The 18,158-nt window shown below is 57.7% G+C and carries 13 protein-coding genes; 4 read left to right on the plus strand and 9 right to left on the minus strand.

The genetic code is table 11. The features are described 5' to 3' along the window. Window positions 1-217: 217 nt before the first annotated feature. Window positions 218-1,156: a heme/hemin ABC transporter substrate-binding protein gene (locus ACODTY_RS21975; protein WP_488996312.1), complete on the minus strand. Its 939-nt coding sequence runs from the start codon at window positions 1,154-1,156 to the stop codon at window positions 218-220. Between the two features lie 235 nt (window positions 1,157-1,391). Here ACODTY_RS21975 and ACODTY_RS21980 point away from each other — a divergent pair, with 235 nt between their 5' ends. The 3 genes from ACODTY_RS21980 (at window position 1,392) to ACODTY_RS21990 (ending at window position 5,597) form a co-directional block, all read left to right on the plus strand. Beyond that, window positions 1,392-3,473 (plus strand): TonB-dependent hemoglobin/transferrin/lactoferrin family receptor, encoded by a 2,082-nt coding sequence (locus ACODTY_RS21980; RefSeq protein WP_488996313.1) that lies wholly within the window; start codon window positions 1,392-1,394, stop codon window positions 3,471-3,473. A 17-nt stretch (window positions 3,474-3,490) separates the two neighbouring features. Then, window positions 3,491-4,567, plus strand: coding sequence for a DUF2218 domain-containing protein (locus ACODTY_RS21985; RefSeq protein WP_488996314.1), 1,077 nt, complete (start codon window positions 3,491-3,493; stop codon window positions 4,565-4,567). A 277-nt stretch (window positions 4,568-4,844) separates the two neighbouring features. After that, entirely contained in the window at window positions 4,845-5,597 is a 753-nt protein-coding gene (locus tag ACODTY_RS21990) for a transglutaminase-like cysteine peptidase (RefSeq protein WP_488996315.1), read from the plus strand. Window positions 5,598-5,624: 27 nt separating this feature from the next. Here ACODTY_RS21990 and ACODTY_RS21995 read toward each other — a convergent pair whose 3' ends face one another. From ACODTY_RS21995 to ACODTY_RS22015, 5 genes are all read right to left on the minus strand, one after another. Next, window positions 5,625-6,242 (minus strand): ribbon-helix-helix domain-containing protein, encoded by a 618-nt coding sequence (locus tag ACODTY_RS21995; protein WP_488996316.1) that lies wholly within the window; start codon window positions 6,240-6,242, stop codon window positions 5,625-5,627. Window position 6,243: 1 nt separating this feature from the next. Continuing rightward, the gene (locus tag ACODTY_RS22000; protein ID WP_488996317.1) at window positions 6,244-7,524 is read right to left on the minus strand and encodes an HlyD family type I secretion periplasmic adaptor subunit; all 1,281 of its coding nucleotides are present in this window, start codon (window positions 7,522-7,524) and stop codon (window positions 6,244-6,246) included. Between the two features lie 55 nt (window positions 7,525-7,579). Then, window positions 7,580-9,757 (minus strand): type I secretion system permease/ATPase, encoded by a 2,178-nt coding sequence (locus ACODTY_RS22005; protein ID WP_488996318.1) that lies wholly within the window; start codon window positions 9,755-9,757, stop codon window positions 7,580-7,582. 134 nt (window positions 9,758-9,891) lie between these two features. Then, a complete protein-coding gene (locus ACODTY_RS22010) occupies window positions 9,892-11,301 on the minus strand; it encodes a TolC family outer membrane protein (protein ID WP_488996324.1) in 1,410 nt (469 codons plus the stop codon). 197 nt (window positions 11,302-11,498) lie between these two features. Further along, a complete protein-coding gene (locus ACODTY_RS22015; protein WP_488996319.1) occupies window positions 11,499-12,149 on the minus strand; it encodes a L,D-transpeptidase in 651 nt (216 codons plus the stop codon). 136 nt (window positions 12,150-12,285) lie between these two features. On the opposite strand from ACODTY_RS22015, the gene ACODTY_RS22020 reads away from it, so the two are divergent. Then, window positions 12,286-13,083: a GGDEF domain-containing protein gene (locus ACODTY_RS22020; RefSeq protein WP_488996320.1), complete on the plus strand. Its 798-nt coding sequence runs from the start codon at window positions 12,286-12,288 to the stop codon at window positions 13,081-13,083. Window positions 13,084-13,143: 60 nt separating this feature from the next. Here ACODTY_RS22020 and ACODTY_RS22025 read toward each other — a convergent pair whose 3' ends face one another. From ACODTY_RS22025 to ACODTY_RS22035, 3 genes are all read right to left on the minus strand, one after another. Then, complete coding sequence (locus ACODTY_RS22025) at window positions 13,144-14,325, minus strand: type 1 periplasmic-binding domain-containing protein (RefSeq protein ID WP_488996321.1); 1,182 nt, start codon at window positions 14,323-14,325, stop codon at window positions 13,144-13,146. Beyond that, window positions 14,283-14,642: a hypothetical protein gene (locus ACODTY_RS22030; protein WP_488996322.1), complete on the minus strand. Its 360-nt coding sequence runs from the start codon at window positions 14,640-14,642 to the stop codon at window positions 14,283-14,285. The genes ACODTY_RS22025 and ACODTY_RS22030 overlap by 43 nt, the downstream gene beginning before the upstream one ends. Window positions 14,643-14,749: 107 nt before the next feature. Then, window positions 14,750-18,158: beta strand repeat-containing protein (locus tag ACODTY_RS22035; RefSeq protein ID WP_488996323.1), on the minus strand; the 3,409-nt coding region annotated here is incomplete at its 5' end.

An 18,158-nucleotide genomic window follows, 5' to 3' on the forward strand; every position in this document is an offset into this window, starting at 1 on the left:
CCAACGCCAACTCCGTTCATACGCCGGAGCCAACAAAAAAGCGCTCCACGCGGTTTGTCCGCCGTAGAGCGCCTTTGCTCATTTCAATATAAGCATATCATGACCTAAGGTAAGACATGCGTCAACCGACTCATATTTGTCTCACTGGCAGATCCGCGAGAGAGCCGGACAATGCTGGCCTGAGGCCTCTATGACCGGTTGACTTACTCCTGTCGCCTCAATTGCTTTTCGACGTTTTCTGCATATCTGAGCCTTGGTAAAGCGCTTGGGCAAGTTCTCGAATTGTTGTCGCCGTGCGTGGCCCAAACCCGATCATGTAGGTTCCATCCAACACAATCAGATGGCGATTGCGTCCCGCCGGCGTGGCGGCAAGCGCAGGGTTGGCGAACACCTGGTCGGACGTCGGCCCCCCCTTGCCGTCGCCCATCATGAGGATGACGTCAGGGGCTAACTCAATGAGCTTTTCTTCCGAAGCTGCCTTGTAGCCCTGGACGACCTCCATAGGATTCGACCCACCAGCGTAGCGAATAATGGCATCTGCTGCAGTACCCGCACCGGCCGCGGACAGTTTTATCAGGCCATGAAAGAATATGACCTTCTTGCGATCCGTCGTCGCAACTGCCGATGCGAGGCTGGCGGCGGAATTGAAGTCGTCAAGGACACGTTGGGAGAGAACCTGTCCCTGCCTTTCGATCTCGAGAGCGGCTGCGATCAGCTCGATCTTGGCACGGATGCCGTCGGGCGAATTTTCCTGCGGAACGAAAACAACCGGCGTCTGCAAAGAGGCCAGCACATCGATTGCCTCGGGCGGCCCGATGTCGTTGGCGGCAATGATCAGATCCGGCTGCAACGCCGCCAGACCTTCGACGGACAGTTGCCGGCGCGAACCCACATTTGGCTTGGCGTTGACGGATGGCGGATATTTGCTGGCCCTGTCGACGCCAATTACCCTGTCGCCCATGCCAAGCTCATAGACGATCTCAGTAACATCGGAGCCAAGCGTCACAATCCGAGCTGCTGTGCCGGTCTCGACGGTCCTGCCGCGTGCATCGACGACTTCTGCGGCATAGCCGACAATAGAGTTCATCAGCAGCACCGAAATGCCGAGGAAGATTGCCGCCGCTTTTCGCCGAAACTTGCCAGCGTGCGATTGCAAGATGCTGCCAAATGCAATTCGTCTGCGCATGTGGGGAAATCACCTCACGTAAAGATATTTTCGTGCTGTCAGTATAATTAAAGTTGACTCTTGTCATCAAGTTTTACTATCTGCCGGTATTCGCGGTCAACCGATCGTGATTTCTGCACTTGCCAGCCCGGCGAAAAGCCCTGCCAGCGAATTTCGTTTCAAGCGCATTCGGGGGTGGCTTATGTCTTTTTCATCCAGGGGTCTGATGACCAGTACGGCTCTTGCCGCGGCTTTGTCTGTGGGAGCTCTTCCAGCATATGCTCAACAGGCGCAGGGCCAGCAAGCCCAGCCGGCACAGAAGCAGGACCGGGTCCAGCCGCCCGGCAATCGGCAGACGCCAACACTTCTCGACTTGATCACAATCTCGGCGACCATGGGTCTTCAGGCGGTCATCGATGCTCTGTCAGGAACAAGCGTAGCCGACACGAGTGAGATCGAACGTTTGCAGCCTGTTACTGCGGCCGACCTGTTTCGCAACATTCCGGGCGTATCGGCATCCTTGAACGGCGATGACCCGGCAACCGCGATCAACATCCGTGGCCTTCAGCAATATGGCCGTGTCGCGGTGACGCTCGACGGAGCGCGGCAGGACTACTGGCGTGTCGGTCATGGCTCAGGCTCGTTCTACATCGAGCCTGAACTTCTGAAGCAGGTCACTGTCATCAGAGGACCGGTCTCGAATGCCTACGGTACCGGCGCGATAGGCGGTGTGGTTGCGTTCGAAACCAAGAGCGCGAGCGATTTCCTGCGCGATGGGGAGACTTGGGCGCTCAGCGAGAAAGGCCGTTATGAAAGCAACGGCAATGGCTACCTCTCGAGTACCACTGGAGCATATCGCTTCAACGACAACATCGACGTTATCGGCAATATCGTCTGGCGCGACAGCGGCGAGTACAAAGATGGCAACGGAACGCCCGTGCGCTTTACCGGTGAAGAGGCGGTAAGCGGCTACAGCAAGATGACGTTCCGCCCCGCCGAAGGGCATGAGGTGAAGCTTAGCGCTGTAGCGCAGAACTACGATGACATCGTCTCAGCCGCTTCTGGCTCCAACAACATCAACGTCACCCGTTACAATGCCGACACGGATGTCCGGAACTATACGGCCAACTACACCTACAAGCCGGACGACAACGACCTCTGGGACTTCTCCGCGACTGCCTATCATGCCGCCACGCGGGCCGAGCAACGCCAGATCGTGGGAAGCGCCGTCGGTTCGATGCGTTACTATGACGTCACGACCAGCGGAATGAATGTGCGCAATGCCTCCCGCTTCGAAGGCTGGGGCATGAGCCACACGCTGACCTATGGTGGCGACTACTCGCTTATGAACGGCGATTCAGTGGACGCCAACTTCGGCAAGGGCGATCAACGCGCGTACGGCGCCTTCATGCAATGGGAAGGCAAGTATGATACCTGGCTCGATCTGATCGGCGCCCTTCGCTACGATGGTTACCAACTCGACGGAATGTCGAAGCCTGCACCCGGCAACCCCTCCCACCCGGTTTCACTTGAAGGCGAGCGTTGGTCACCGAGAATGACGGTTGGCGTCACGCCGCTTGAAGGGATGCAGTTCTACGGCACCTATGCAGAAGGCTACCGCACGCCGCACATGCAGGACGTGTTCCGCCAAAACGGCGCTCATGGCGCAGGCTATGAGCCAAACCTGACACTCAAGCCTGAAGTGGCAAAGACCTGGGAAGCTGGCGTAAACCTGAAGTATGACAGCGTGTTCACAGGCAATGACTTGGTCCGCGCCAAGGTCAATGTCTTCCATACGAAAGTCGACGACTATATCGATACCGTGGCGGCCGGCGGCGTCACAACCTCTCAAAATGTCGGGACGGCCCTGCTAAAGGGCATTGAATTGGAGGGGGTCTATGACTACGGCATCGGGTTCGTGAATGTTGCCGCATCGTTCACCGATGCAAAGATGCATGACGGCCCCACGGCCGGAGCCACGCTCAGCAATACGCCGCTCGACAACGTCTCGCTTACACTCGGCTTCCGCGCGCTTGAGGACCGCCTCGTTTACGGTGTTCAATACCAAAGTCTTGGCGAAGTAACGCGCGTGCTTTCCACCGGACCCAAATTCTATCCGCGCACCGATCTTGTGAACGTGTTCGCAAACTGGGACGTGAACGACAACCTTAAGCTCGACTTCGGTGTCGATAACATTTTCGACAAGGCCTACACCGACCCGCAAACTGGTTGGGGAACCAATCCGTTAAGCGAGCAAGGTAAGGGCAGAACATTCAAGATCGCATTGACTGGCCGCATTGGCGGCTGAATTTCCGGAGACTTGAAATGACCCAGCTTGCCTGCGAGGCGCGCCTGCAACTGCAGCATCTACCCAACTATCTCGACCGGATCACCGATCGCTTGCATAGCTTCAACGCAGATGTCTTGCAGAAGGACGGCCGCATCGATTTCCGCTTTGATTTCGGTGCGGCATCCTTCGACATGACACCCGGAAACCTTGTAATGCGGGCAAATTCCGGCGATGCGGACGGCCTCGCGCGCATCAAGGACCTGCTCGCGACTGCCGTGCAGGTCTACGCCAAAGAGGAACAGCCGCAGATCGTCTGGTCTGGCGATCTAGCCGACGAAACGCAACTGGCACAGTTCCGCGAAATGACGGTTATCAGCGCGACCTGGCTTACGCCGCATATGCGCCGGATACGATTGGCGGGCGAACGGCTGGAGCGTTTCGGCAAGTACGGAAACATGCATATCCGCATGTTGTTCCCGACCGAAAAAGTACCTGACCCGCAATGGCCGACCCTTGGTCCCAATGGGCTCGCAGTGTGGCCAGCCGACGACCACCGCCCAACGCCGCGGGCCTACACGATCCGAGCTTTCAGCGTCGAAGAAGGCTGGATGGACGTGGACTTCGTGACGCACGAGGGGGACAGTGTCGGTTCAAAGTGGGCTCTGGACGCAACGCCCGGCAACAAGGTTGGCGTCATGGGACCTGTAGGCCGACCGCTGCGGCAAGCGGGCTGGTATGTCATGGGTGCCGATGAAACGGGACTGCCCGCACTGGCGAGAATGCTGGAAACCTTGCCGGCAAAAACGACCGGCGTCGCATTTGTCGAAGTTGCCGACGAAAAGGAAAAGCAGGAGATCGACAACAATACCCGGATCGAGCTGAATTGGATTTATCGGAACGGTGTAGCTGCAGGAACGGATGAACGCCTGGCCACTTCCGTATTGTCTGTCGTCTGGCCAGAAGGTCCGACCAAGTTTGGCTGGTTTGCAGCGGAAGCAATGGCCGCCAAGCGTGTTCGAGACCGTTGGCGGAGTGAACTCGGTTTAGGTCGAGACCAGACCCTTGCAGCGGCCTATTGGCGTCGCGGCATATCCGGCCTGATGGCTGGATGAAAACGAAGTGAGGATCGGGCCACGGGTATCATTCCGTCTATCCGTGGCACAATTTGAATAAAATACAGATCAATTTGACGATCTGGAATACGCAAAATTTCAATACTTAATTTCAATTTTTAAATTCTATTTAATATTACTCTTGTGATAATCCTTCCGAATTTATACCATCTCCCTTAGCTCGATATACAACTCCCTGAACTAATCTGCACCTCGGTAGATCGAGGAAGGGCAGATGCTTCACAGAGGTATACGAGTTGCGGGAAGGTGGGCCAGCATGGCCCTCACCGCGGCCGCTGCCTGCATGTTGACTGGGAACGTGTCCGGTATTGGCAGCGGCCCAACATCAACCGACACGCAGCTTGACTATATGAGCACTGGCTCGGTGGTGACGGGTATATTCTCCTCGGTAGCATTCCCGTTCAAACCCGGCATGGCGATACGTTGGGCGGAGATTGAGGCGGGTGCGGCCAAGCTTGCGCCTGAGGATTGCGACGGCGTTGCCGCATGCCGCATTCGCTTGAACCTACTTAACGACACGACCAATGCCGTGCAGGATCAGCCGTTGCTAGGCAAGATCACTGCCGTCAACAAAGCAATCAATCGCCTGATCGACTATCGAAGCGACAAAGATATTTACGGTGTGCTCGACTATTGGGCGACACCTAAAGAAATTCTTGGCTCAGGCAGAGGTGATTGCGAGGATTTTGCAATCCTGAAGATGGCAGCGCTTAGAGCTGCCGGTTTGCCGGCCGACAGCATGGCCCTGGTGGTGCTGCGTGATTCAAGCCGGAATTTCTATCATGCCGTTCTTGCGGTCTCGACATCCAGCAACACTTATGTGCTGGACAATTTGCGAGATACCGTGCTGACCGACAAGCAGTTGCCGCAGTATCAGGCGCTCTATTCCCTCAGCATGCAAAAAGCCTGGGTCCACGGCTACAAAAGGGGCTCGGAATTCGCCATGCAGAAGCGCCCCAAGTCACTGGAAGCTGTACAGCCGGGCGAAGGCATTCGCGACCCATCCTGACAGCGTGGAATTCTCGGGGCTCAATGTCTAGGGCAGGATGTAGCACAGGATGATGTCCTGCCCTGTGACAGGCGCGAGTATGGAATTGAGATTTCCGCGCAATCGCCGATCGCCCAGGCCGACGACAAAGCTTACCGGGGTCGGAACATTGCCATTCGCCTTCAGGCTTGCAGCCAGATCCGTCAGATGAACATCCAGGGCAAGTCGGAAATCCCGGCCAATCGGACCCGGCGCGGCGTATGAAAAGCGTGCCTGTACGAACGCCAGAAAAGACTGGTTATAGGCGATGATGCGCTTGTCGAGACCCAGGGCGAAAGCCGGGCCCGGCGAAGCCCGTACCAGGTTGCCGACAAGAGACGGGCTGGAAATCCGACGGGCTGCATCCAACTCGCCCAGCGCCCATTTGAGACAATAGACCCGAAGCAGCGACGTCGCGTTCGTCACATCCGGCGCTTGCTCAATCACTGCGCTTACAAGACTTCCAGTTTTCTGTGCGGTCACGGCCGCAATGTCGCGCAAGGCTTGCCAATACGCACGTTCAAGGCGGATGCCACGGCGCGAATCTTCGCCCTCCACCACCCGGAAGACAGGTTCGGCATCGCTGGCAAGTGAACTGGGTTTCGGTTCGCCGGATGCGGAAGCCATGCTATCGCTCCCGCATGGCTTCTGTTCTGGCCTTGTTGATTGGTTTCAGCAGGTATTGAAGGACCGTTTTCTTGCCCGTCATGATGTCGACGGAGGCGATCATGCCGGGAATGATCGCGTGCGACCTGCCGTCATGAATGATCTCCGATTTGTCGGTCTTGACCTGCACGAGATAGAAGGTTTCTCCGGACTTCTCGTCGAACATCGAATCCGCCGAGACATTGGAAACCTCACCCGCAAGCCCGCCATAGATTGAGAAGTCGAAGGCAGTGACCTTCACCAGCGCCGGCTGCCCCACGCGTATGAAAGCAACATCCTTTGGTGAAATGCGGGCCTCTACCAGCAGTACGTCGGAGGTCGGAACAACTTCCGCGACCACGGTTCCAGGCTGCACGTATGCGCCAATGGTGGTGATCTCCAGACGGTTCACCACGCCGTCGACAGGCGAGCGCAGATCAGTTCGCTGGACCCGGTCCGACGCACCACGGATCGTCTCCATCGCCACGGAGAGATCGGCCAGAACCTTGGTCTTCTCAGCCAGCGCTTCCTGCTGGAAAACCAGCGTCAGTTCGTCAACCTGAAGCGAGGCTTCCTTGATCGCACCGCGAATACGATCGAGCGACTCCTGCAGCAATTTCAGTTGGCCGCTTGAGTCCGTCAGTTCCTTCTGGATTCGCAAGAGGTCGGTCTGCGGTGCGAGCTTGCGCACGACCAGCGGCTCCAGCAGAGCGGCTTCCTTCTGCGAAACCTCGATATTGGCCTCCAGACGCTGGATGCCGACGAGCGCCTCATCCAGTTCCTTGCGGCGCTGCAGATGACGTTCCTGCAAGACCGAAAGCTTGTTCTGGAAAGCATCACGGCGCGCCTTCAACAGTTGCGCTTCGTTGTCGCAAACCTCCGGGCTGGCCTTCCTGACTTCCTCCGGACAAGTCATCGGCGAGATCATGTCGCCAGTCTGCTCCAGTTCGAGGCGTGCGATCTGAACGCGCAACGCACGTGCGCGCGCCTCGATCTCACCCAATGTCGAGGTCGTGGCGGTGTCGTCCAGCCGCACGATGAGATCGTTTTTCTTGACGATCTGGCCGACTTTCACCGCGATCTCCTGCACGACGCTGGCCTCGCTCGCCTGGATGACCTGGGTGCGCGAGACAGGAATCACCTTACCCTCGCCACGAGCGATTTCCTCGACCTGCGTGATCGCGGCCCAAGCCACGAACGAAATAATAAGCAAAATAACGACGACGAGACTGGCGCGCGCCCAAAACGGAGGTTTGTCGGTCATTGCCGCTCCCCCTTCGCTTGAGCGATACAGCCCGCCAATTGTTCGCAGATCCGGATCATGTCGGACGCGCCACGTTCTTCTGGAGTTGCTCGATCACAGCCTTCTTTGGGCCATCCGCGATCACGCGGCCATTTTCCAGAACAATGAGGCGGTCGATCAATTCCAGCATGCTGTAGCGATGGGTCGAGATAACAAGCGTCGTCTCCGGGCTGATCGCAGTCGCCAGTTGATTGATCAGCCTGCGCTCCGAAGCGAGATCCATGGCGCCTGACGGCTCGTCCAGGAATATGATCTTGGGCCTCGCCAACAAGAGGCGGGCAATCGCCATGGCCTGCCTTTGACCACCGGAGAGATTGCTACCGCGTTCGCCAACCTGCATGTCATAGCCACGAGGGTGTCGGGAGACGAACTCGTCAACGCCCGTCTTACGCGCCACCTCGATGATTTCCGCATCGGTCGCGTCGGCGCGGCCCATAAGCAGGTTTTCCTTGACGGAACCCGAAAAGAGGTCGGCCGACTGCGACGCCACAGAGACAGCAGAGCGGATGATGGCCGGATGATACTGACGCACGTCGATGCCATCTATCATCAGACTGCCTGCCGTAGGCGGATAAAGACCCGCGAGAAGGCGGCCGAGAGTCGTTTTCCCTGACCCTATCCTGCCAATAATGCCAACGCGCTGGCCGGGCTGGACCGCAAATGTCAGTCCGTTCAGCACTTTCTGGTCGGAATTCGGGTAGGCAAACTCCACGTTCTGGAATGCAAAGCTCCCGGTGTGGATTTCGCGATTGACGAAGCCCGTTCCCGTCGGGCGATCTTCCGGTTGCTCCATTACCGAATTGAGGATGCGCAGGGACAGCATCGCCTGCCGCATCCTCGAAAGCGTCATCGCAATCTGGCCCATCGGCGCGACAGTTCGGCTTGAAAGCATGACTGCGGCGATGATCGCGCCAGAGGACATCTGGCCTTGTGAGAACTGGTAGGCGCCTGCGATGATGATGACGATCGATACCAACTGCTGGACGAATTGCGTCCAGTTGGCGGCAGACGCCGACAGCTGCTTGATCTCTTCCGACGTCAGCGACGCCTTCTTGGACAATTCGTGCCACTTGCGCAGCAGCATCCGTTCCGCGCTCAATGACTTCACCGTCTCGATCGTCGAGATGGTCTCGACAAGAAGCGATTGCTTCATCGAAGATTCGTTTGATGCGGCTGCTACCCTGCGCCCGATCCGATGCTGGGAAATCAGCCCTATGACCAGCGCGATAACGAAGGCTATGGCCGGAACAATCACGATCCACCCGGCTACCAGATAGATCACGATCAGAAACACGAATACGAAGACCGTATCGATCAACACGCTGATGGTGTTCGATGTAAAGAACTCACGCACGAATTCGTACTGCGTGATCCGGCTGGCATAGTCACCGGTCTGCATCGGCCTCGACGCCATGGTCGCGTTAAGGACCTTTTCGAACAAGAGATAAGAAAGCTTTATGTCGGCCCGCCTGCCCGCGTAGTCGATCAGGGCCGAGCGAGCCGTCTTCAGAAGCAGGTCGAAGAGGATCGCGCCGGAAACACCAATGGCAAGCACCCAAAGCGTCGACTTGGCATCATTGGGCAAAATGCGATCGTACACATTCATGGTGAAGAGAGGCGAGGCCAAGGCGAGCAGATTGATGAACAGCGCCGCCAAAGCGACCTGCGCATAGGAACGCCAGAACGGCAGCAATGCGCTGGCCAGCCAGTGCCGCCGCACGATGCTGCCATCCACGCCCTCCACGGCGGATTGCATCGTGTCTGCGCTGACAATGCTGAAGGAAAGCACGGCCCGCACTTCTTCCTTGCGCAGCGGGCCACCCTGAACCTGGGAATTGGCCAGCGCCAGCAGCGAGGCGTCGAAATCACCTCCCGCAATGTTTTCCAGCAGGGACAGGGCCGACCCGTCATTCAAAAGAAGAATAGCCGGCAAATCGAGATTGCCCGATGCCAGTTCACGCCAACCAAGATCTCTCACTTCAAGGCCGATGCGATCACTCAGCCGTTGAACGTCTTCGAGACTGGGCGTCGCCTCGTCAAATGGGATGCCGGAGAAAAGCACGACATCGGAACCCGGCCTGCCAAGAAAAATGGCCACCCGTTGAAAGGCATCCCTGAAGGATTGCCCCCTCGCCGGGACATCAATTTCGTTCGCTTCGGCCCGTACAACGGACAATTCGGGCGCCGAATTCATGAAGGCCTCTCGCTATACGAGACGACGCATGCTGCAAAGAAAGACAAGCAGCCTGCGTTCCACCGGACAAAAGGCTGCCTGCGTTCGAACCGCTTCATCCATCGCAGCCTATGCCGCAAAGACTTTCCCGCTGGTTACTGTATGGGGGCCAGCAAATCGAGCGGCAAGTCGTTGACCTGTTGCGAAGGCAGGCGACGATAGGTTTCGGTCGGGGCGGTTTCCGGAACGTTAAATTCCTTGCGCGCGTAAGCGTCTGACTGCTTGGCGGCCTGCAAGTTCATCGTGCTCAACAATGTTCCCGTCGCTGCAAGCAAGCGGTACTCGGCAAAACGAGCAGCAAATTCCGCGGTCTTCGCCAGAATGTTGACGGTATAACGCGAATTCTGTGCGCCCAGAACGTCAAGCAGGGAACGCCTCCCAACCGCTAGCTGGTCGCGGTAGGAGCTCACCAACTGTCCATTCGATGCAGCCTGTTCACGGAAAGTGCTGGCCAGATCCAACTGGCGCAGGCGGCGGTCCCACGAAATGCGGACGGCTTCCTCGACCTCACGGAAATTCTGGTGCAGCACCAGGCGCTGTTCGCTCGCCCTGCGGATTTGTTCCTGTTCATTGGCGATGTCGATGCCGCCACGATAGAGGTTCCACTTGGCTACGACCCGCGCCTGCATGTCGGACGTGCGGCCCTCGCTGCCATCGATGTCGTTGCCGGTACGGGCCCGACCTTCGAGGAATATCTCGGGGAGCATCTTGGAACGGGCGGCATCGATCTGCGCGTCAGCAACATCGATGTCCGCATTGGCAACCTTGATACGTGGATTGTTGACCCTCGCCAACCCTATGGCTGCGTCGAGAGACTTCGGTAGCGCCGATGCCATCGAAGCGGGCATCGAGGCATTGGAAAATGGCTTGCCCACGAGCGTGAGGAAGCGGGCCTTCGCGGCCTCCAGTTCCTCTTCAGCTTCTTTCATGCGGGCCTTCGCGGCCAGCAAACGCTCCTGCCCCTGCTGGCGGTCGGCTTCGGTCAGGGTGCCGCCCGAAATCAGCGAGCCGATGTCGGAGATGACTTGCTGGTGGAAGCCCATATTGCGGCGCGATTCTTCAACGATCTGCGCCTGCAGGAGAATTTCCAGATACTCGCGCACCACTTGCAGACCGAGCGTCTCCGAACGTTCGAGAACCCGGAAAGCTGCGCTGTCGACACGAGCCGCCTGGCGTTCAAGTTCGGCACGACGCCCGCCGCCATCGAAAAGTTTCTGGGTGATGGTAAGCCCAACCTCCGACGGATAAAGCGGATCATCATCGATACCGCCGAGCCGCCGTGAAGGGTTGTCCAGGTCGCGAGCGCCAACTGACGCTTCCAGATCGACGCTCGGGAGATAGAGACCGCGCGCCTGGCGCAGCTCAAACTCGATGGCTTCGCGATTTTCGGAAGCCTGGCCGATTTCAGGGTTGGATTCCAAAGTTACGGCCATCGCTTCTTTCAGCGACATCGCCTTGACGCTCACTGGAGCCAGAAAGACCCCCGCAAGCAGCGCCGCAGACATGACCCGGAGTACTGAGATACGCATTGCCCGCCACCCCACTCTCAACGCGCCGCATTAAATAGCGGCTTCAGAATACCAATCCCTCGTACCGTATGCCGATTGGATTAAGATTCATCAACCCCCGCTGCCGCGAGAGCTCTGCATCACAAAGAAATCCTGATTATTGTTGCGATTCCGCCACACATATACATAAGATTTTACTGAACTATAACCATGCTTCCAATGTTAGCTTTATTGTAGAGCTCAATAATATCCTCGTTCGCCATTCTTATACAGCCAGACGACACCGCTTTTCCCAGCGTCCATGGCTCGTTGGTGCCATGTATTCTATAAAGAGTACCTCCAAGGTAGAGTGCACGGGCACCAAGTGGATTATCAGGTCCACCTTCCATGGTTGCAGGCAATATTCTCCCATTGGCCGCTTCGCGCTGCCGCATTTCTTCGGGAGGCGTCCAACTCGGCCACTCTGCCTTGCGGCTGATCTTCTCCGATCCCTTCCAACCAAACCCCTCGCGACCGACCCCGATGATATAGCTGGTCGCCGTGCCATCCCGATTGACGTAGAGAAGACGCCGCTGGCCGGTATCCACGATAATGGTTCCCGGGCGCGCGCGTCCTTCATAGGGAACGACCTGCGGTGGGATCGGCGCGACATTCAGCCTGCGCGCAAGCTTCCGGTTATCCACACGCTTCTTGACCCATTTACCTGTCGCCGCATCGAACTGACGGACTTCGGTTTGCGCCGACGTTGCTGCAGCCGGCTGGATGCCTGTGACCAACATGACTAGGCAACAGACGCACATGACCACCACACATGCGGCAGAACGAGAAATCAGGCTTGATGGCATCGAGTCCGCTCCGAAATTTGGTTTCCGTTACCCAGACTTTAGTCAAATCGATCAAATGTGAAATGTCGACGCAACGTCAATTTTACGCCGGTGCATTATTGAACTGCGGTGAGAAAAACGGGGATTTGACAGGACGATGGACTGGAGATCAGCAAAGACCTTCTTGTTCCGCCACAAGCCAGCCCTTTCCTGGGCTGCTGGAGGAGCCGTCGCCGGCATTGCGCTTGCATTGGCTGCGTACGGCATCTTCAATGCAGTGTCACCATCGCTTGCCGCCGGTAGAGAACTTGGCCTCACCCTGACGGTTTCGGTTCTCGTTGGACTGCCGCTCGCAATCGCTTGCGGGCTGCTTGCGTCCAAGGCTGCCATATTGCGCAAGCAAGCACAGAAATCGGCACAAAACGACGGGCTGACGTCTTGCCTCAATGAGCCGACTTTCTCCGCGCTTGTCGATACCTACTCCAACCGCAACTCCGCACCCGGCAGTAATCCGCTCGGCACCATCCTGCTTATCAACCTCGACGACCTCAAAGTCATCAACAGCCGTTTCGGCTTCAGTTGGGGGAACGAGGCGCTCAGCAGCGTCGCGGCCACGATCAGGAACACCGTGCGCAATGGCGACATTGTCGGACGCGTCTCCGGCGATCAGTTCGGCGTGTTCCTTCCTGGTGCGAATGAGACCGATGCGCGTGGTGTCGCCGAACGCGTCCACGACAAGGTAACGAAGATGCAATTCTATCCGGCGGGCACGCACTATCCCATGTCCATCCGGGCCGGTGCCGTGATCGTCTCGAGCCGCATCGGCTTCGATGATCTTCTGCGCACGGCTGTCGGAACACTTGCCAAGACACAGGCGCCGGGACACGACTGGATCGAATACCAGTTTTTGAATACGTCCGACGCCTCCGGCGAAAATGACAGTCGGCTTCAATAGCCATCGCTCATCTGCGGTTGCCGGACGAGCAAGCTGGCAACCGGGGTGACCGCTCTTAATTCAGAATCCTGAAGGCGCGCCGTCCTGAAGGACGAGCTTGCCGCCGGATATGCGATAAATCGCCAGTCTCCGCTCGACGTGGCCATCGGCGCCGAAGCGGAATGTCCCGGTCGCGCCGGTGAAACCGGAACTTGCTCGCAAGGCAGCCGGCTTCAGTCCCTCCTGCCCTTTCGTACGAACAATGCCAGCCGCGACTGCCACCGCATCGAACCCGTAAGCTGCCTCCAGGGATAGCGGGCGCGCGTACGCAGTCTGGAAGCGCCCGGAAATTCGCTTCAAGGCATTCTGGTCGATCAATGCAAGCAGTGATCCTTCCAATACCGGATCGCTATAAGCGCTCGCCGGCCAGACGTATGTTCCCAGAAATGGGATGCTGGCGTCCAGCCCGCCACGTTGGCGCAATGCGGGGGCAGCCACTTTTGGGGCGTCAGCACCAATCAGCAACACGGCTTGCGCCTCGCCAAGGCGCGCAAGTTTGGCCACTCCGTCGGCCGATGTCGGGTCGGTGACGATGTCAAGCAATTGCACGCCGTTCTTCTTCAGGCCAGCACGCAGACGCTGGGCCTCTGCTGTGTCGAGCGGTCGGGTCGAAACGACCATGATCTTCGCGCGCCCGGCACCGGCTGCGTAGGAAGCTATTTCGACAGCGCTACCGATTTCATCGGACTGGATCGCGACCGCAGATGCGACTGGATTTGCATCCAGGAGCATTGCCGGCGACTTGGACGGGGCATCCGCGAACGCCTTGGCGAGAGAGGGCGGCCCGATAAGCATCCTCGTTCCGCCGTCGGCGGACCGCTTGAGCTGGTCGGCAACGACTACCCCTGGCGCTCTAAGATCATGCGCAGCCAAAGTCAGGTGCCCTGCGCCGATTTCCTTGACCGCAAGGGCTGCACCATCGCGATAGTCACTTGCAGAACTGGCGATGCTGGAATCAAGAAACAGGTCGATGCGCGCGGGTCCGCTGCCAAACGTCTGCGTGGCTACAACCGGCGCGCTCGAACCAACGCCGGCATCGGCCTTCGCGCTTTCGAGCGCCTCAGGTCCCGCGGACGACTGACATCCGCCGGCCAAAACCGCCAGAGTCAGTGCAAGACAGGAGACGCCGCGCCGGATATGCAAAAGGCCCACGCGGGCGGTCAGTTCATGTACTGAACCATGCGGGCGTGAAAGCACTCGCATTTGTTGAGCGTGTCCTCGTCACGGTAGTCGGCCTTGAGATAGCCATAGGCCTTGCCGCAAGCCACCTTGGCTTCAGATGCCCAGGTGAAAGCCGGCCGGCGCGAGTTGATCCACTGGCTGTCGTCGGCCACGCTGACAGCTTCGTTCATCAGCTTGACGACGTCTTCCTTGAGCGCCGCGTTGCTGGCCTCGCTGAGCAAAGTGGAGCTCGTTGCCAACTGACACTGATTGGAGCCAACGCCGAGATCGGCCGCCTGTACCGGCAGGACCACGGCAAAAAGGGCTACCGAAGCCAGGATTTTACGCACTGAAATCATATCAATCGTTCCCCGAATTCTACCCGTCCTGCGACGGTCACAACTACAACAACCAATGCGTGAATTCAACACCGGCCCGCCCGGAGGCAGACCGGCAGCACCCCATATCATGGAGTGTGATTGACAGTCGCGGTTAGATCGTCGTCATAAAGAACCTTCACGCCGGCGTCGGCATTGAGATGAGCAACCGTGACGAAATCGGCACTGTTGCCAGATCCGCTCTGGTTCACCTGCAACAGGTCGGTCGCGCCGTTTCCGCCCTCGACCGTGCGGACGAAGTCACCGATATTGCCGGCATTGACGTTGCTGCCCAACAATTCGGAGAGATCAACCACATCGCCTTCACCGATCTTGTAGTCGGTGATGATGTCGGCCATCGACGATCCTTCGGCCAATGCAGACGGGTCGATGACGAACGTGTCTGCGCCCGAACCGCCGGTCAGCGTGTTGAGACCAGAACCGCCCATCAATACGTCGTTGCCTTCGTCGCCGAACAGGATGTCATGCCCCGATCCGCCGATCAGCAGGTCGTTACCGGCACCACCATAAAGCGTATCGTCGGTCGGCGGCGCCAATTGGAACATCACCTGTCCAGTGTCGCTGTCAACTACCTGGAAGGTAAGTGTCTGCGTGCGCCCATCCTCCATAGTTACGGTGGCCGTCACGCCCTTTTCCGCGAACAAAGAGGCATAGCCATCAGCGTTGTTGGGTCCAAGGCGATCAATATCAATATTGAGGTTGAACTTGTCGCCAACGCCGAAAGTCCCCGACGCAAAATTAATCGTCAGCGTTCCGGCGTTGTCGCTTCCGATGTAAGAGAGATTTCCACTTGCCAATCCGGTTAGGTTCGAGGGAGTCGGGCCCCATTCGCCATCACCATTGCGGCTAGATCCATCCGTTCCATCAAAAATCGCGTCAGTATCTCCGCCTGCCCTCAAGTTAATTGAGATGCTTGCGATACGATCCGTACCTAACCCACTGTTGAACACGAACTGGAGGAAGCTAGAGTTCAACGAGGTGTTCGCACCATCGACAATGATAGTGAACTTAGCCGGCGTGGAAGATTCGTTGCCGCTACCACCAATCAGCACATCGTCGCCTTCGTAGCCACGGATGATGTCGCTAGCATTGTCGCGCCCCAGCAGGATTTCGCCGAGACCTGTCCCGTTGAGTTCACTGGCCCCAATCTGGCTGCGATCGACTGTGACGACGCCAGTGTCCGTTTTTCCGCCTGCCGTTCCGGTATAGGTGAAACTCCCGCCGTCAGTGGAACTGTTCGAGTTCTCGGTGAACCTGACAATACCGCCACTCTCCTGGGTAGCTGTACCGCTCGAAGAGTTGTTGATCCCGGTAATCGCCAAGGAATCGCCATCCGGATCACTATCGTTGTAACGTAGCGCAAACTCTGGGATATCGATCTTGTCTGCGCCGCTTACACCGGGCTGGTTCGTGATGACATGATCGTCCCTTACAATCGGCGACAGATCACTGTCGGTGATGTTTATGGTAAGCGTGCTGGATGCCAAGTCACCGTCATTGTCGGAAATAACGAAGCCAACCGGAATAGTCGTGTCCTGACTTACGTTGCCGGGTAGGAATTTGTAGGCTCCGGTCTCCATATTCAGCTCGAACTGCGCGCCACTTGCAACGGTCACCGTCAACAGATGTGTTGCCGCTACAAAGCTCCATCCCGTCATTGCCGTGGTCGATATCGATCCAGCGCCAGCCGGATTGTAGGTATACGTGACACCAGCCACCGTTATCGACTTAACAAAGCCACCATCTGCTCCAAATCCACCGTTGGGCGAACTACCCGTAACAATGTTCCCGGTAACCGGCTCGGCCACGGTATCTGTAAGGGTCTGAGCCAACTGGCTGAGATCCGTCACAATTTGTGCCGGCATTTCTGAACCTGAGCCTTCGCCATTATAGGCAACAGGTTCAAGGTTCGTCGACGCAACGTTGGCTCCGATTCCCAGTGCGTGGGATTTGATGTCGTTGTTATTGAGGAACGTCTCCCATGTCGTCTTGAGCGTGTTGCCGACAGCCCCGTTCACTGGCTCACCGTCGGAAACGAAGTAGGAGACGTTGTTGACATCAGATCCGCTAAGCTTTCCGCCGGTGTTGTAGGCACTCATCGCCTGATTGATTGCCGCGTCGTAGTTCGTACCACCACCCGCGCTCAGTGCATCGACGATCGTTTTGGCCTGGGCGAGCGTGACCCAGCCGTCGGAATTCGACGTTGCGCTGGACGCAAAATTGACAATCCGGACTCGAACATCGCCTTGGTTGCCATATTGCTCCAGCAACTCGTGAACGGCCGCTTTGAGGATCTCGAGCTTTGTCAGGTTGGTCATTCCGGAAGCATAGGTATCGCCAGAGCCCGGTCCCATGCTGCCTGATGTGTCCAGTATCAGCAGTAGATTGGTGCGCGCGCCAGTTGTCTCGACGACCGATATCGACTGTGCATAGGCCACGGGCGTATCGTCGTCGATCGTAACCTTGAGAACGCCAGCCGCGGTATCGCCGTTGGAATCCTTCACCGTGTAGGTGAGATCGACAGTAGCATCGTTCTCGCCACTACCGGCCGCATGTATCACCGGCTTCAAGAGCGTGAACGTATAGCTCCCGTTGCCATTGTCGTTTCCACCGTCGACTACGACTTTGAAGATGTCGCCACGACCACTGTTTGAGGTGGCAACCAACGTATTCGTCGAAGCATTCCAATGGAATGTTACGGCTTCCGTACCAACGGTGCCGCCTTGGCCTTCCATGGCCGAGAAACTTACCGGGTCCGCAGATGCCTTGCCGTCTCCGCCGAAATCATGCGGCAATGTGCCGGTAACCGAAATCGCTTGACCAGATACGTCCCCGCTGCTTTGGCCGTTACCTGCGATGCCACCCACCAAGCCTTCGTCGTCCACAGTAAGTTCTGTAGTTCCAGCGCTTGGCAGAGAGTTCGCGTTCCGAACGATGACCTCCTGCAATGCTGTCGACGTGTCACCGTCACCATCAGTGATACGGTAGGTGAAGTCACCCCGCTTGTCTGCGTTCGACGCATTGTAGTTTGGATCGAAGGTCCAGGTTCCGTTTGCCTGGAACGTGTATGTGCCTTCGCCGCCTACGGGAGTGACGACCGTTACACCGGTAGCATTTATCGACTGCCAGGTTGCTCCTCCATCGAAAGAGACCGCAGTGACCGCAGCTCCGTCCGCTCCCTTCGTGTCATTTGACAACAGGTTTTCGCCGGACGTCGCACCGGCCGTTTCGAGCAAGTCCAGGATGCCGCCAGCACGCGCCGTCGGCACATCGTCGACAATCTCGATGGTGATGGTGGCCGGCGCCGAACTGGTCGTGCCGTCGGACACCGTCAGCGTGAACGCATCCGTCTCCGCAACACTGGCAACGTCCGTCGTCGCAGACGTCAGCTCGTAGCTGTAGCTCGCAACGCCCGTCGTCGTATTGTAGGCCGTGATCGTCAGCGTGCCGTGCGCACCATTGATGCTCGACCCGACA

The sequence above is a fragment of the Mesorhizobium sp. FG116 genome (genome assembly GCF_057809835.1).